The 12,553-nt window shown below is 66.7% G+C and carries 13 protein-coding genes and 1 pseudogene; 10 read left to right on the forward strand and 4 right to left on the reverse strand.

Going from position 1 to position 12,553, the window contains the following annotated elements; translation table 11 throughout:
• Positions 1-19 precede the first annotated feature (19 nt).
• The 3 genes from QZ853_RS08185 to QZ853_RS08195 all read left to right on the forward strand — a co-directional run bounded on the left by QZ853_RS08185 (position 20) and on the right by QZ853_RS08195 (position 1,998).
• Positions 20-439 carry an H-NS histone family protein gene (locus QZ853_RS08185; RefSeq protein ID WP_295571909.1) on the forward strand — a complete coding sequence of 140 codons (420 nt, stop codon included), beginning with the start codon at positions 20-22 and terminating at the stop codon, positions 437-439.
• Between the two features lie 101 nt (positions 440-540).
• A complete protein-coding gene (locus QZ853_RS08190; protein ID WP_295571910.1) occupies positions 541-1,527 on the forward strand; it encodes a glycoside hydrolase family 43 protein in 987 nt (328 codons plus the stop codon).
• 63 nt (positions 1,528-1,590) lie between these two features.
• Positions 1,591-1,998, forward strand: coding sequence for a hypothetical protein (locus QZ853_RS08195; RefSeq protein ID WP_295571912.1), 408 nt, complete (start codon positions 1,591-1,593; stop codon positions 1,996-1,998).
• A 22-nt stretch (positions 1,999-2,020) separates the two neighbouring features.
• On the opposite strand, the gene QZ853_RS08200 is transcribed toward QZ853_RS08195, so the two are convergent.
• Complete coding sequence (locus QZ853_RS08200; RefSeq protein ID WP_295571914.1) at positions 2,021-2,662, reverse strand: glutathione S-transferase family protein; 642 nt, start codon at positions 2,660-2,662, stop codon at positions 2,021-2,023.
• A gap of 477 nt (positions 2,663-3,139) precedes the next feature.
• On the opposite strand from QZ853_RS08200, the gene QZ853_RS08205 reads away from it, so the two are divergent.
• From QZ853_RS08205 to QZ853_RS08210, 3 genes are all read left to right on the forward strand, one after another.
• Positions 3,140-3,592: a PA2169 family four-helix-bundle protein gene (locus QZ853_RS08205; RefSeq protein WP_008267995.1), complete on the forward strand. Its 453-nt coding sequence runs from the start codon at positions 3,140-3,142 to the stop codon at positions 3,590-3,592.
• A 103-nt stretch (positions 3,593-3,695) separates the two neighbouring features.
• Positions 3,696-3,896 (forward strand): hypothetical protein, encoded by a 201-nt coding sequence (locus QZ853_RS20565; protein ID WP_345777897.1) that lies wholly within the window; start codon positions 3,696-3,698, stop codon positions 3,894-3,896.
• Between the two features lie 119 nt (positions 3,897-4,015).
• A complete protein-coding gene (locus tag QZ853_RS08210; protein WP_295571917.1) occupies positions 4,016-4,366 on the forward strand; it encodes a VOC family protein in 351 nt (116 codons plus the stop codon).
• 15 nt (positions 4,367-4,381) lie between these two features.
• On the opposite strand, the gene QZ853_RS08215 is transcribed toward QZ853_RS08210, so the two are convergent.
• Positions 4,382-4,681 (reverse strand): KGG domain-containing protein, encoded by a 300-nt coding sequence (locus QZ853_RS08215; RefSeq protein ID WP_295571919.1) that lies wholly within the window; start codon positions 4,679-4,681, stop codon positions 4,382-4,384.
• Positions 4,682-4,793: 112 nt separating this feature from the next.
• Here QZ853_RS08215 and QZ853_RS20570 point away from each other — a divergent pair.
• From QZ853_RS20570 to QZ853_RS08235, 3 genes and pseudogenes are all read left to right on the forward strand, one after another.
• Positions 4,794-5,445: pseudogene (locus tag QZ853_RS20570) on the forward strand (hypothetical protein).
• Positions 5,446-5,543: 98 nt separating this feature from the next.
• Positions 5,544-6,437, forward strand: a complete 894-nt coding sequence (locus tag QZ853_RS08230) for an NAD(P)-dependent oxidoreductase (protein WP_295571924.1) — start codon at positions 5,544-5,546, stop codon at positions 6,435-6,437.
• Between the two features lie 209 nt (positions 6,438-6,646).
• Entirely contained in the window at positions 6,647-9,178 is a 2,532-nt protein-coding gene (locus QZ853_RS08235) for a methyl-accepting chemotaxis protein (RefSeq protein ID WP_295571926.1), read from the forward strand.
• 77 nt (positions 9,179-9,255) lie between these two features.
• Here the strand turns inward: QZ853_RS08235 and QZ853_RS08240 are convergent, their stop codons facing one another.
• A complete protein-coding gene (locus QZ853_RS08240) occupies positions 9,256-9,642 on the reverse strand; it encodes a DUF2628 domain-containing protein (RefSeq protein WP_024957921.1) in 387 nt (128 codons plus the stop codon).
• Positions 9,643-9,858: 216 nt separating this feature from the next.
• On the opposite strand from QZ853_RS08240, the gene QZ853_RS08245 reads away from it, so the two are divergent.
• The gene (locus QZ853_RS08245) at positions 9,859-10,029 is read left to right on the forward strand and encodes a hypothetical protein (RefSeq protein ID WP_005419553.1); all 171 of its coding nucleotides are present in this window, start codon (positions 9,859-9,861) and stop codon (positions 10,027-10,029) included.
• Between the two features lie 55 nt (positions 10,030-10,084).
• Here the strand turns inward: QZ853_RS08245 and QZ853_RS08250 are convergent, their stop codons facing one another.
• Positions 10,085-12,130, reverse strand: a complete 2,046-nt coding sequence (locus QZ853_RS08250; RefSeq protein ID WP_295571927.1) for a TonB-dependent receptor — start codon at positions 12,128-12,130, stop codon at positions 10,085-10,087.
• Positions 12,131-12,553 lie beyond the last annotated feature (423 nt).

Raw genomic sequence — 12,553 nt, forward strand, 5'->3', positions numbered from 1 at the left:
GCAGTAGACCTTTCCCGCCATGACGATCGATATCGAATCGCTCAGCCTTCGCGAGCTGGGTGCCCTGGTGGTTGCCGCTGAACAGCGCAAACAGCTTGTTTCCAGCCGTCGTCCGGCCGGTACAGTGCGGCGGATGCTGAAGGCTGCGGCGGCGGAAGCCGGTTACACCCTCGAAGAACTCTTCGGTGGCGAAGCCTCGGAAGCACCTGCGCCGGCCCGTAAACCCGCCCGCCGTAAATCCGGCAAAGTCGCGCCCAAGTATCGTGATCCGGAATACAAGCGCCTGACCTGGACCGGTCGCGGACGCATGCCACGCTGGTTGGCGTCCAAGGTGTCGATGGGCCACAAGGCCACCGATTTCCTGATTCCTGGCCTGGCCAAGCCGACCGCTGGCAAGACCAGCAGCATCGGCAAGCGAACCGTCATCAAGAAAGCCTGAGGCCTGCGTCCCACTCCCGCGAACGGGGTGGGGCTGCCTTCGCATTCCGCATCTGAATCGATCTAATATGCTCCCATCTATCCAGCACGGGAGCGCACGGCATGGCGTTGGGCAAGTGGATGATGGCCGCCTGCATGGCAGCGGCACTGGCAACGGGCGCGCAGGCCGCGCCGTCGGCCACCTCGGGTAATCCGATACTGAAGGGCTGGTACGCCGACCCGGAAGCCGCGGTATTCGCCAACCGCTACTGGATATTCCCGACCACATCCGCGGATTACGATGCGCAGACCACCTTCGATGCGTTCTCGTCGCCCGATCTGGTGCAGTGGACCAAGCATGCCGACGTCCTGAACGCCAGGAATGTGCCATGGGCCAAGCGCGCGATGTGGGCGCCGTCCGTGGTGGAAAACAAGGGCAAGTACTACTTCTTCTTCGCCGCCAACGACATCAAGACCGATAGCGAGCTCGGTGGCATCGGCGTCGCCGTGGCCGACCGCCCGCAAGGGCCTTACAAGGACCTGCTCGGCAAGCCGCTGGTCGGCGCGTTCCATAATGGTGCCCAGCCCATCGACCAGTTCGTGTTCAAGGACGACGATGGCGCCTGGTACATGATCTACGGCGGCTGGAAACACGCGAACATGGTGCGGCTGAAAGATGATTTCACCGGCGTGCTGCCGCTGGCCGATGGTTCGCTGTTCAAGGAAATCACCCCGGCGCCGGAATACGTGGAGGGCCCGCTGATGTTCAAGCGTGGTGGCCGCTACTACTTCATGTGGTCCGAGGGTGGCTGGGGCGGTCCTGACTACTCGGTGGCCTATGCCATTGCCAATGCACCGACTGGGCCATTCAAGCGCGTTGGCAAGGTGCTGCAGCAGGACCCGTCCATCGCCACCAGCGCAGGCCACAACTCGGTCATCCAGGTGCCGGGCACCGATCGCTGGTACATCGTCTACCATCGCCGCCCGCTGGGGGACACCGCCCGCGACCATCGGGTGACAGCCATCGAACGCATGGAATTCGATGCGCAGGGCCATATCCTGCCGGTGAAGATCACCCATGAGGGCGTGGCAGCCGACCCGCTACGCTGAGCTTGCCCGGCCCGGCGATAACCACGCTACCCTGCACCGATCGGCCGAAGACGGAGATACGACATGGCATACAGCGGCAACACGACGATTGCACCCAGGGGCCTGTACATCGCAGGCGCGGTGAGTGTGTTGATCAGCGTGCTGGCCTGGTCGGTGGAGTGGAGCGGGTTGGCCTACGTCTGCCCGTATTGCCGCGTGCAGCGGAGCGTGATCGGCGTGCTGGGCGTGCTGCTGCTGTTCGCCCGCCCGGGACGCATCGTGGTGCCATGGCTGGCGTATACCGTGGGCGGCTTCGCCTTCGTGGTCGCGGCGATGCAGCACTTCAACGGCTGGAAGCGCATTTCCGCCGGCGAGTTCAGCCTCAACGCGCAGTGGTATTTCGATCCATGGCTGCTGTCTGGCTGTGCAATGCTGATCCTGGTAGCGCAACTGATGCTGGTCCAGGCGGCTTGCCAGCGCAGCTTGCACTGAGCGTTTCCGTGCATGGGCGCACCTACGTGTTCTGGAACACCGCCAGCTGCGCGGCGAACGCACGCTGGTAGGCCGGCCGCTGCGTCGCGCGCGCGACGTACGCGGCCAGCGCCGGGTAGTCATCGACGATGCCGCTGCTCTTCAGGCGCAGCAGCACCGAGACCATCATCAGGTCGCCCGCACTGAACGCGCCGTCCAGCCAGGTGGCATCGCCCAGTCCTGCCGACAACTGCGTCAGCCGCGTCCGCACGCGCTCGTCGAGCATCGGCAGGCGCTGCGCATACCAGGGCTGCTCGCGTTCCAGCACCCAGGCCATCGAGCGCTCGACGATAGGCGGCTCCACGGTGTTCAGCGCGGCGAACATCCACATGATCGCGCGCATGCGTGCAGGCGGATCGTCGGGCAGCAGGCCGGCATGCTGCTCGGCCAGGTGCAGGACAATCGCTCCGGACTCGAACAGCACCTGTTCGCCTTCCTGCCAGGTGGGAATCTGCCCGAATGGCGTGCGCGCCAGATGCGCGGGTTGCTTCATCTCTGCGAAGGTCAGCAATTGCACCTGGCAGGGCACGCCAAGTTCCTCCAGTGCCCAGCGCACGCGCATGTCGCGGGCCAGGCCCTGCCCGCGGTCGGGGGAGGTGGCGAAAGCAGTGAGAATCGGCGACATCGGGACGCTCCTGCAGGACGAAGGGCCTGCCTTTCCCGATCCGACGAACGACGGCAGCGCGAATCGACATCGCGGATGTCGACGTGCACGTGGCCTGCACGGCTTCTGCACGCGTGCACCGTTGCGGATCGATCAGGCTGCCGAGGTCATCCGCACAGACAGGTAGGCAGACATGAATACTCCAGGCAAGCCCACGCCCAGCTGGCGTCAGCGCAACGTACTGATGGGAGCGCTCGCCGCGGTACTGGTGATCGTGCTGATCATCCTCTTCGTGCCGTGGTAATGCAGGCGAGGGCTGTTCGATGTGAACGGCCCAACGCTGTGGCGTGAAGCAGTCAGTGCGGGTTGGGCGAGGTGATGCGCGCATCAATCGGTACTCACCCGCGAACCACGCCGAGGTGTCCACAGTGGTCCCACAGGCAGCGCATTGATGCTGCTTTTCTCCCCCGCACACATCGATCACAAAGGAGCAACTCCATGAGCACCCAGTCGACCATCGAACATCGCCTCAACGATCTGATCGAGATTGCCCGCGACGGAAAGTCGTTCTACGAAGAAGCCGCAACCAAGGTGAAGGATGCCGAGCTGTCGGCACTGTTCACCCGCATCGCCGGCGTCAAGGGCCGCATCGTCGCTGCGCTGAGCGGCTCGGTCGCTGCCAGCGGCGGCAAGCCGGCCGAGCACGGCACCGTTGTCGGCTCGATGCAGCAGTTCTACGGCAAGGTGCGCGCGGCCTTCGGTGATACCAACTACGGCTACGTGGCCGAGCTGGAAGAATCCGAGGATCGCCTGCTCGGCGCATTCAAGGACGTGCTGAAGGAGAACGACCTGCCGCCGGCCGTGCGCCAGGAAGTGACCCAGCTGCTGCCGGACGTGCAGGAATGCCACAACGTCATGCGCGCGCGCAAGCATGCGATGAAGGCGGCCTGATCGAACAGGGCGGGCACCGTCCCGGGTACCTTCACTCGCCCTCCGGCACGCCGCGCTATGGTGGCGGCGCCTGGGCTCACCAGGCTTGTCAGGGAGTGATGCGATGCATGCTTTCAGGAAGGTGATTGCAGGGGCGGTGTTCGCCTTGGCGTGTACCGGTTCAGTGGCGGTAGCAGGGCCGGTCGAGCCTTGCGACAAGCCGTGCTGGCGGGCTTACCAGATGTGCCTGGCCAGTGGTGGCGAAGCTGCTGAATGCCAGGACGCGTACAACACGTGCGTGGTCGACCTGTGCATGGGCGTGTGAGTCGCGCCGTCTGAGCTGTACGCTGCGTGGAGCCCCGTCATCGACGGGGCTCTTCCGTTTTCCGCGCGGGTGCGGCCCAGGGCTGCGCAAGCCGCTGCGGCATTGCTGCGGAGAAGCACATGGCAGTCCTGCGCGTCATTGCCAATATCGCCACACCCGATCCGGCACAGGCCGCCGCCTTCTACGGTGACCTGCTCGGCATGCCGGTGCTGATGGATCACGGCTGGATCATCACTCACGGCGGGCAGGGCAGCGCCCGCGCCCAGGTCAGTTTCGCCAGCGAGGGCGGCTCCGGAACCCCGGTGCCGGATCTGTCGATCGAAGTGGACGATCTGCAGGAGGTGCTGGACCGCATGCGCGCGGCCGGTGTCGCGCTGGAGTACGGCCCGGTCGATGAGCCCTGGGGCGTGCGCCGCTTCTTCGTGCGCGATCCGTTCGGCCGGTTGCTGAACATTCTCGCCCACGCCTGAGCGACGCATGCCGACTCAACCCTGCTGGCCCTGCGGCCCGCCGCTGCCGGGCTCCGTCTTCTGTTGCTGCTGCTGGCGAGCGTTGGCATGGCGTGCATGCCCACCCTCGCGCCCGATCGTTGCCATGTGCTGGCGATCGCGGCTGATTGCCTGGCCACCTTTGCGGCCGGCGGCGCGTGCTTCGTCCGGGCTGAACTCATGCGCGTTGCCGGAGGCGTGCGCGGCGCGGCCGCCCTTGGCGGCGATCGCACGCTGTTTGTCCTGGTCCATCGATGCGAAACCGCGATGGGAGGTGCCATTCTGTCGGTCAGCCATGTGTTGTCTCCAGTCGGGTGGGCGCCGCCGTTTGCGGCAACGGCGTCATGCTTGGCCAACGCGCGCTAAGTCCAGGTCGCCATCGCTGCGATCGCCTTCACGTGGTCTGCGCATGCGAGCAACGACCGCAGCCATTCAGGCGCCGCAGGCGCCGGCCACCGCAGTACAGGCGAAGTACCTGGACGTGGCCGAAGAAGGCGCGCGCATCGCCGATGCCCTGCGTGAGTGGTCGAGGCAGCAGCGCTACGTGGACCGCTGTGCGGACCCGCAGGCCTTCAGTGCCCGCCTGAACCAGGACCTGGATGTGTTCGACGGCCATTTTCACGTCGAGCGGGCGACGCCAGTGCCGGCCACGAGGACGGGGTGACGGCCTGGCGCGCCGACGCGCGCGGCAACGGTGCCGGCGTGCGCGCGGTGCAGGTGCTGGAGGGCAACATCGGCCATCTGCGCCTGAGCACGTTCTGCCTCGTGGACCTGGCCTGGCCCAAGCTGGCGTCGTCGTTCGCCCTGCTGGCCGACACCGACGGCGTGGTGCTGGACCTGCCCGCATCGTCGGCGGTTGCAGGGGCGGCGCCGCGCATATGTTCGATGATCCTGTGTAACTGCCGGACGGTTATCAGATCAGCATTCCGGACCCGCAGCCGGACAACCTGTGCACCTGCGGCGGCTGGGAGCGCACCGGTGTCACGCCCGATATTGCAGGCGGCGACGTTCCGCCGTTCATCGCACGGCAGTTGCCGGTGCCCTCGAAGTCGTCAGGATGAACGCACATTTGCAACGCCGCCCTATCGCGGGCCACAGGCGGCATGCCTAGAATCGAGGCATCCCGGTAGTTCCCGGGCGCTTCGAGTGAATGGACTCAATGAAGATCCTGTTGACCGGCAGTTCCGGGCGGATCGGGCGCGCGATCTTCGGCGCGCTGGCGGCTGCGCATGAGGTGGTGGGGCTGGATCGGAGCCCGTTCGCAACCACCCGCATCATTGCCGATGTCACCGATCATCAGGCCGTGGCGCGCGCCATGCAGGGCATCGATGCGGTGATCCACACCGCCGCACTGCACGCGCCGCACGTCGGGCTGGTGCCGGATGCGGTGTTCCAGCAGATCAACGTGGACGCGACCGCGCACCTGCTGCGCGCTGCACGCGAGGCCGGTGCCCGCCGCTTCGTGCTGACCAGCACCACCGCGCTGTATGGCCATGCCGTGGTGGCCGGTGGATGCCGCTGGATCGACGAAGACACCGAGCCGTTGCCGCGCACGATCTACCACCGCAGCAAGCTGCAGGCCGAGGCGCTGGCCGAAGCGGCGGCCAGTGCCGATTTCCAGGTACGCGTGCTGCGCATGGGCCGTTGCTTCCCCGAACCGCCCGATCGGATGGCGATGTTCCGCCTGCACCGTGGCATCGACGCGCGCGACGTGGCCAGTGCGCATGCCGCGCTGCTGCACGATCAGGGCGCGGCGTTCGCGCGCTACATCGCCTGTGCGCCGACCCCGTTCAGGCGCGAGGACTGCCTGCAGCTGGCGACCCAGCCACGCAGCGTGCTGGCGCGGCGGGTGCCGCAGCTGCTCGCCGAGTTCGAGCGCCGCGGCTGGCCGTTGCCGTTGAGCATTGATCGGGTCTACGACAGTGCGCGCCTGCGCACGGCACTGGGATGGCAGCCGCGCTTCGGCCCCGACGACGTGCTGCAGCAGTACGCCGCCGGCAGCATCGAGGTGCTGCCACGGGCGGAATGGATCAAGGACCGCGTCGCCGAATAGCGGCGGCAGGGCAGGGTGCATGAGCCCTCCCTGAGCAGATTCAGGAAAGTGGCGGCCGGCCGCCTCAACCTCCTTGGCTGGCGGCCGCTAACCCGGTGCGCTTCCAGCGCCGGGCGCGGCCCGGCCGCTGGTGGCCTGCGCGACGGATCGCGCGCCTGCACGGTGCCCTCGCGGTGCCGGTCGTCCTGAACTGCCATGCGGACCCTTCCATGCCTCCTTCCCGCTCCGCCGCTGCCCGCCGCCCGGGCAGCATCGCCCACAAGTTGATGCTGGGCACCGCCGCGATCGCGCTGCTGTGCTTCGGCCTGACCGCGTTCCTGATCTACCGCCAGGCCAGCGCCAGCCTGATCGACGCCTCGCGCCAGACCATGACCAGCGAAGCCAACGCCGAGGCGCGCCAGGTCGCGGCCGACCTGGGCACGGCCTTTGCCAGCAACGATGCCATGGTGGAAGCCGTGCTCGCCCAGCGTGCGCGTGGCGATATGCCGAACCGCGCCAGCCTGGCCGCCGTGCTGGGCGAGCAGCTGCGCACCCATCCCGAGTGGCTGGGCAAGAGCACCATGTGGGAAGCCGATGCCTTCGATGGCAAGGACGCCGAGTTCGTCAACAGCGAGGCGCACGACGCCACCGGCCGCTACATGAGCTATTGGGCTTGGCACGACGGCAGGCCGCAGCAGTCGGCCATGACCGACTACACCGAAGCCGCCGACGGCTCGGCCGACTGGTACGTGGGCCCGAGCCGCGACAAGCTGCCCAAGGTCAGCGAGCCGTATGCGTATGACATCAGCGGCCAGCAGGTGCTGATGAGCACGCTGAGCACGCCGATCATCGAGAACGGCAGCTTCCTTGGCGTGTTCACCGTCGACTTCTCGCTGGCGGCGCTGCAGAAGCACCTGGCCACACTGACGCCGATGGGCGCGGGCCGCGTCGAACTGCTTTCGCCCAAGGGCGTGGTGCTGGCGTCGCCGAACGCGGCCGAGATCGGCAAGCCGCGCACCGATGCGCTGACTCGCCGCATGCTGGCCGATATCGCCGCCGACCGGAGGTTTGAAGCTTTCACCCCGGACGCGGCCGGCAACGTGCGCGTGTACGTGCCGCTGCGCGTGGGCGAGGCCCCGCAGCGCTTCGCACTGGGCGTGGTGATGCCGCATGCGGTGATCGTCGCAGAGGCGCGCCAGCTGCTGTGGCTGACCTTGCTGGTCGGCGTGGTGGCTGCCTTGACCCTCAGCGCCGGTGTCTACGTGCTGCTCCGCCGCTTGGCGATCCGGCCGCTGGCCGAAGCCGTGCGCGTGGCCGGCGATGTGGCCGCGGGCAAGCTGGACAGCACGCTGCCGGCGCGCAGCAACGATGAAGTGGGCCGCCTGCTGGAGGCGATGCAGGGCATGCGCGGACAGCTGCAGGCGGTGATGGCCGCGCAGGCGGAAATGGCGCGCCGCCATGACGCCGGCGAGCTGAGCTACCGCATGGACGCCAGCGCCTTCCCCGGCGAGTACGGACGCATGGTGGCCGACAGCAACCAGCTGGTCGCCGCCAGCAATGCGGTCACCCAGCGCCTGGTGGACGTGATGCAGCGCTACGCCGTGGGTGACCTCAGCGTCGACATGGAAGCCCTGCCGGGCGAGAAGGCGGTGTTCACGGCTGCGATGGCCACCACCAAGCACAATTTGGCCGCGATCAACGAGCAGATCCAGCAGCTGGCTGCGGCCGCCGCCGCCGGTGACTTTGCCGTGCGCGGTGATGCGCTGCGCTTCGACCACGATTTCCGTCGGATGGTGGAGACCCTCAACACCATGATGGAAGTCAGCGACCACAACCTGGCCGCACTGTCGACGCTGCTGCGCGCGATCGCCGCCGGTGACCTGAGCAGCCGCATGCACGGTGACTTCCACGGTGTGTTCGCGGTGATGCGCGATGATGCCAACAGCACCGTGCAACAGCTGACCCAGATCGTCGGGCAGATCCAGCAGTCGGCCGCGAGCATCCGCCTGGCTGCGGGCGAGATCGCCGCCGGCAACAGCGACCTGTCGCGGCGTACCGAACAGCAGGCTGCCAACCTGGAAGAGACTGCCGCGTCGATGGAGGAACTGACCTCCACCGTGCGCCAGAACGCCGACCACGCACTGCAGGCCAACACTCTGGCCGGCTCTGCGGCCGGTGTGGCCAGCGAGGGTGGCCAGGTGGTCAGCCAGGTGGTGCAGACCATGGAGCAGATCGAATCGTCGTCGCAGCGCATCGCCGAGATCATTTCGGTGATCGATGGCATCGCCTTCCAGACCAATATCCTGGCGCTGAACGCGGCGGTTGAAGCGGCGCGTGCGGGTGAACAGGGCCGCGGTTTCGCCGTGGTCGCCAGCGAAGTGCGCGCGCTGGCCCAGCGCTCGGCGGGCGCTGCCAAGGAGATCAAGGAACTGATCGACGCTTCGGTGGCGCAGGTCGGCGCCGGTGCGCAGCTGGTGCACGGCGCCGGCCGCACCATGCAGGAAATCGTCGGCCAGGTCGGCCGGGTCAACGAGATCATGGCCGAGATCTCAGCGGCCTCGCGCGAGCAGTCGGCTGGTATCGAGCAGGTCAACCAGACCGTAGTGCAGATGGACGAGACCACCCAGCAGAACGCCGCGCTGGTGGAGGAGGCCAGTGCCGCCGCGCGCGCGATGGAAGAGCAGGCCGAGCAGCTGGCGGTGGCGGTCTCGCGCTTCCGCCTGCAGGCCGAACCGGAGGCCATGGCCCGTCGCGCGGCCTGATCCCGGAAACGAAGACGCCCGGCGGGGGCCGGGCGTCGGTTGCATCCTTGCCGCGCATCCTGCGCAGGTCTGATGGCTCAGAACATTCCTTCAAACGGGTTCCAGCTGGTGCGTCCTTCCACCTTCTCCAGGTAGTAGCTGTAGTTGGTGCTGGAGGCGACCAGCAGATTCATGGCGATGAACAGCATGCGCCCGACGACGTCGGGAAGGAACATGGTGATGATGGCCAGCGCGATGTTGATGCCGATCACCACCAGTGCCTTGCGCCACATGCCGAGAATCAGCAGGTAGATGGCACCGAAGAACAGTGCGAAGAAGTTCAGGTTGATCTTCAGGCGGTCACCAAAGGACAGCGCCTTCCAGGCCTGCTTGAAGCCGGGGTTCTTGGGGGCGCCGTGCTGGCGGAAGAAGTTGAAGCGGAACTGCCACTTCGGGCTGAACTGGGACAGGTCAGTGGTATTCATTGGGGGAAACATCCCTGTGAGAAAACGTTTTCATGATAGGACAAGTCCTATTCAGGATCCAAGCGTCACCGTCAAAAATGTGACGCCTGCCAAGTTCCGGCTGCTGCGCCAGCGGCGCGCGCCGTCACCCGCCCGCCTCGTTTTTAGGATAGGGTGCGCAGTTCCGCTGCCGCACCCGCTGAATCCGTGCGGCGGCGGGATGTCCATGGAGGTTGCATGACCACACCTGCTACACCGGAAAACGCACCGGGACCGGTGCTCCTGCCGACACCTGAAGTGGTGCAGGCACAACAACTGCTCGCACGCCAGCAACTGGCGGTGGCGATGGACCGTGCACGCACGGCCGCCACGCGGGATGCGGCACCGGCCGCGCTGGAAAGCGAGTAAACCGCAACACCGCCGATCGCGCTGGCATGCCGCCAGCGCGATCGCGGCATGCGCATCAGAAGCGTGCGGTCATGCTGAGGAAGCAGCTGCGCCCGGCCACGAAGTAGTCCGTGGAGCCTTCCGCATAGAGCTTCTTGTCGGCCAGGTTGCTGACGCCACCGCGCACGGTCAGCACTTCATTGACGTTCCACGCGGCGGTCAGGTCATACAGGGTGTAGGCCTTGAGGAAGGTGGTGGCGACACCGTCCTGCTTGCCGGTGTACTGCGCCGACAGGCTGCTGGAGAACGCGGTGTTCGGCGTCCAGTCCAGCGACGAATAGCCCGAGAACTCCGGCGTGTCGATCAGGTTGCGGCCGGTGGTCAGGTTCTTGGCTTCCTTCATCCAGGTGGCCGACGTACGCCAGCGCCAGTGCTCGCCGAAACGCACGTTCAGATTGCCTTCCATGCCGCTGGTGCGTGCGCGTTGCACGTTGCTCATGCGCGTCCACCAGATGCCGTTGAACCGGCCCAGAGGGGCGTACTCGATCTTGTTCCTGAAGTCGGTATGGAAATAGGTCAGGCCGGCATCGAACAGATCATTGTCGAAGCTGACGCCGATCTCGCGGTTGGTGCTGGTTTCCGGGTCCAGGTCCGGGTTGCCGGCCATGTAGCAGCCGCCGCGGGTGTAGCCCAGCGGGATCAGCGAGGTGCAGCCACGGCCACCGGACTGGGTGGCGGCGCTCGCCGAATTCTCGGTCAGGCTGGGCGCGCGGAAACCCTTGGAGACGCCACCACGGATCGTCCACTGCTCGGCCGGGTGCCAGACCAGGTAGGCGCGCGGGCTGACATGACCGCCAAACTTCTCGTGGTGATCCAGGCGCGCGCCCAGGGTCAGGGCCAGGGTGCGGTGCAGCTTCAGTTCGTCCTCGACGAACAGCGCCCAGGTATCGACCTGCAGATCGGAGCCGCTGACCGCATTGCCGGCGTAGTCGATCGGTGCGCGGCCGATGGTGTCGGTGTTGGTCAGTTCCTGGCGCTTCCATTGGCCCCCCACCGCGAACTGGTGTTCCACGCCGAGGGTGAACGGGGTGGTCAGGCTGCCCTCGATGATGGTGTCGGTGGCCTCGGAACGGCCGGTGGCGCCAATGTCGTTCTTGTATTCGGTCCAGTACGCGCTGATCTTCGAGTTGCCGAAGCGCCACTTGCCGTCGTGGTTCAGGGCCAGCGAGCTGCGCTTGAGTTCACTGGCGCCCCAGGCACCTTCGTCCTGCTTTTCCAGCGCGGCATCGATGAAGGCCTGCTGCACGCCATGACCGGCCTCCAACGAGAGTTGCTGCGCGTCGCTGAGCGTCCACTGCAGCAGCGCATCGACATTGCGGTCCTTCTCGCCGGCATAGGCATTGCCGTAGACGCCGCCGTTGGACTGGTCCGAGTCGCGGCGCATGCTGTTGGCGCCGATGCGCAGGCCGAAGCGTTCGCCCAGCGGGCCGGAGAGGGTGGCGCCGATCTGCTGGGTGTCGCCGCGCTCGCTGTCGCCGGGGCGGGTGTAGCTGTGGGTGGCGCTGCCGTTCCAGGCATCACCGATGCGCTTGGTGATGATGTTGATCACACCGCCCATGGCATCGGAGCCGTAAAGCGAGGACATCGGGCCGCGCACCACCTCGATGCGCTCGATCTGGTCGGGCGCAATCCAGTTCAGGTCCTGGCGGCCCAGATCGGGGCGGTAATTGGTCGCGGCCGAGCTGCCCATGCGCTTGCCGTCCACCAGCACCAGCGTGTAGTTGGATGGCATGCCGCGCAGCTTGATCTTGGACTGCTCGCCGGCGGCGCTTAGACCGCCGGTCACGCCCGGCACGCGGCTGAGCAGGGTGGCCAGGTCGTGCACCGGCTGGCGTTCGATGTCTTCGCGGCTGATCACGCTGATGCTGGCAGGCGCATCCTTGATCCATTGCTGGTTGCCCGAGGCGGTCACCACCACGGTATCGAGGTCCTTGGTGGAGGCATCGGCGCTGGCCTCGGCGGCGGCCGGGCCGGGCAGGGCGAGCAGGCAGGCGCTGGCCAGCGTGTTGGCCAGGCGGGTGCGCGGCAGGCGCGCGGAACGGGAACGGGACGGCAGGGACATGACGGCTTCCATGGGAGAAATGAGGGACCCGGTGGAAGCGCAGGCGCAGGCAGACAGCAGGCAGCCCCCCTTCCGTGGGTCGTTGGCGCACGGTTCGCTCCGGCGCCGCTGGGTGGGTCGCGGCCGTCCGGGAGACGGTGACCTGCCTGGTTAATGAAATGATAACCGTTCGCGTTTGTTACGATCCAGTACTGGACGCAACGCGGTGACACCCGCCCCCCGCACGGCGCGCTCGCCTGCTATTTGCTGAATGGGGACAAATCCCGGCGTAGACCTTCGCACCCGGCTTACATTCGGCCCCATAAACTGGGCCGCATTTTCGATTCCGCCCCGTTGGAGATCGTGTGGGTTCCGGTAGTGACAGACAGCGACTGTGCGGCCAAGGGCCGGCACAGCCAGGACAAGTGCGGGCGCCGGGAAGGC

This window comes from uncultured Stenotrophomonas sp., from assembly GCF_913778665.1.
Taxonomy (GTDB): Bacteria; Pseudomonadota; Gammaproteobacteria; order Xanthomonadales; family Xanthomonadaceae; genus Stenotrophomonas.

Excerpts from the sequence above, each read along its gene's own strand:
- QZ853_RS08185 (WP_295571909.1), top strand. The coding sequence starts at position 20 with ATGACGATCGATATCGAATCGCTCAGCCTTCGCGAGCTGGGTGCCCTG.
- QZ853_RS08190 (WP_295571910.1), top strand. The coding sequence starts at position 541 with ATGGCGTTGGGCAAGTGGATGATGGCCGCCTGCATGGCAGCGGCACTG.
- QZ853_RS08195 (WP_295571912.1), top strand. The coding sequence starts at position 1,591 with ATGGCATACAGCGGCAACACGACGATTGCACCCAGGGGCCTGTACATC.
- QZ853_RS08200 (WP_295571914.1), bottom strand. The coding sequence starts at position 2,662 with ATGTCGCCGATTCTCACTGCTTTCGCCACCTCCCCCGACCGCGGGCAG.
- QZ853_RS08205 (WP_008267995.1), top strand. The coding sequence starts at position 3,140 with ATGAGCACCCAGTCGACCATCGAACATCGCCTCAACGATCTGATCGAG.
- QZ853_RS20565 (WP_345777897.1), top strand. The coding sequence starts at position 3,696 with ATGCATGCTTTCAGGAAGGTGATTGCAGGGGCGGTGTTCGCCTTGGCG.
- QZ853_RS08210 (WP_295571917.1), top strand. The coding sequence starts at position 4,016 with ATGGCAGTCCTGCGCGTCATTGCCAATATCGCCACACCCGATCCGGCA.
- QZ853_RS08215 (WP_295571919.1), bottom strand. The coding sequence starts at position 4,681 with ATGGCTGACCGACAGAATGGCACCTCCCATCGCGGTTTCGCATCGATG.
- QZ853_RS08230 (WP_295571924.1), top strand. The coding sequence starts at position 5,544 with ATGAAGATCCTGTTGACCGGCAGTTCCGGGCGGATCGGGCGCGCGATC.
- QZ853_RS08235 (WP_295571926.1), top strand. The coding sequence starts at position 6,647 with ATGCCTCCTTCCCGCTCCGCCGCTGCCCGCCGCCCGGGCAGCATCGCC.
- QZ853_RS08240 (WP_024957921.1), bottom strand. The coding sequence starts at position 9,642 with ATGAATACCACTGACCTGTCCCAGTTCAGCCCGAAGTGGCAGTTCCGC.
- QZ853_RS08245 (WP_005419553.1), top strand. The coding sequence starts at position 9,859 with ATGACCACACCTGCTACACCGGAAAACGCACCGGGACCGGTGCTCCTG.
- QZ853_RS08250 (WP_295571927.1), bottom strand. The coding sequence starts at position 12,130 with ATGTCCCTGCCGTCCCGTTCCCGTTCCGCGCGCCTGCCGCGCACCCGC.